Source organism: Synechococcus sp. CCY 9618, from assembly GCF_019038415.1.
Classification (GTDB): Bacteria; Cyanobacteriota; Cyanobacteriia; order PCC-6307; family Cyanobiaceae; genus Cyanobium.
Genome location: NZ_JAFKRG010000060.1, coordinates 1 through 1638, shown reverse-complemented (window position 1 = coordinate 1638; position 1638 = coordinate 1). Strand labels below are relative to the sequence as shown.

Annotated in this window: 1 protein-coding gene and 1 pseudogene; both read left to right on the top strand. The window is 61.2% G+C overall.

Going from position 1 to position 1638, the window contains the following annotated elements:
- Nucleotides 1-216 precede the first annotated feature (216 nt).
- Nucleotides 217-1068, top strand: a complete 852-nt coding sequence (locus KUG41_RS14870; RefSeq protein ID WP_216904996.1) for a phycobilisome rod-core linker polypeptide — start codon at nt 217-219, stop codon at nt 1066-1068.
- Between the two features lie 379 nt (nt 1069-1447).
- Nucleotides 1448-1638, top strand: a pseudogene (locus KUG41_RS14865) (phycocyanin subunit beta); the annotation flags it as partial.

The window sequence follows — 1638 nt, the reverse complement described above, 5'->3', positions numbered from 1 at the left end:
ACAACTACATCGACTACGCCATCAACGCCCTCGTCTGAGTCGCGTCGGTTCGTCGTCACCCGGGGCCCCGCAAGGGGCCCTTTTTTCATGGGTGGCTTGTTCTGGGTCCGGGCTGTAACGATCGGCAAGGATGGATGGTGTGAATCCACACACAACCCATAACATCAGACGGGTGCACGGTACGCGTGCAGCCCTCTCCCTTCTGGCTCGCCCTCCATGACACTCGTCAACGCGCCCTATCTGGGCATCGAGCGGTTCGCGAACGACCGCAACAAGGAAAACTGGTCGAACGCTTCCGATCAGGACAAGAGCACCATCATCCGCACCGTGTACCAGCAGGTGCTCGGCGGCCAGTACGTGATGGACAGCGAGCGGCTGGAAGGGGCCGAATCCCTGTTCCGCAATGGCTATCTCAGCGTGCGTGAACTGATGCGCATGGTGGCCAAGAGCGGGCTGTACCGCGGAAAGTTCTTTGAGAACTGCAATCCCTATCACTTCATCGAGCTGAACTTCAAGCATCTGCTGGGCCGGGCTCCCCAGAACAAGGCGGAGATGCTCGAGCACTTCACGATCCTGCAGGAGCAGGGCTACGACGCCGAGATCGATTCCTATATCGACAGCGCTGAGTATCAGGAACGCTTCGGTGAAGAAGTGGTTCCCTATCTCACTGGCTGGGATTATTCCGCCGGCCAGCAGGGTCGCCAGTTCTCCTGGCTGATGCAGCTGGCCCGGGGCGCCGCCGCCTCTGTGAAGGGTGACACCGCCGGCACCAGCTTCCGCCTGGGCAAGGCCCTCCACCAGAACCGGGCCGTACCGGTGGTCAGCCCCAATGCGAAGGGCTCGGCCTTCCAGCCCAGCCAGGTGGCCAACGAATCCATCACCAAGATGGCCAGGGGCATCGGCCAGAAGGCCAAGGTCTATCGCGTCGAGGTCACCGGCCTCACCAACTACCGGCTTCACAAGCGCAGCAACGTGGTGCGTTTCGTGCCCTTCAACAAACTGCTGGAAACCCAGCAGATGATCCACCGCCAGGGCGGCCGCGTGGCCAGCGTCAGCCCCGTCAACTGATCCGGCCCTCCCCCGCGGGGCGCGGTCACCGAATGCACCGGAGAGTTCAAGGCCCGTCGTCATCCCGGCGGGCCTTTTCCTTTGGCTTCGGAGCAGCTTTCCGGGCCATGCAGATGCCATTCGCATGAAAGATTGGCGGTGATGATGTTCACGCGGGCACACAGAACCGGGGCCCGGGCCGGCAACGACCCAGGCCGACTGGCTGGGATGCACTGCCGGTGACCCTTTGTGAAGTTGACGGAAAGAAGGCCATTTTTTCTGGACAATGACTCAGTGCTTTGCACAAGTGAACGTCCTCGGCGTTCCACTTCCCTTACCCACCCACTCCCGACATCGAAGCTTCCCCCCCTTCAGATGTCGAGAATCAGGAGCTAATTCAATGTTCGACGCATTCACCAAAGTCATTGCGCAGGCTGATGCCCGCGGCGAATTCCTCAACTCCGGTCAGATCGACGCCCTCTCCGGCGTCGTCACCGACAGCCTCAAGCGGATGGACACCGTCAACCGCATCACCTCCAGCGCCTCCAAGATCGTCACCAACGCGGCCCGCGATCTCTTCGATCAGCAGCC

Bases quoted from the DNA above. Each gene is read 5' to 3' on its own strand.
- KUG41_RS14870 (WP_216904996.1), top strand. From the start codon at position 217: ATGACACTCGTCAACGCGCCCTATCTGGGCATCGAGCGGTTCGCGAAC.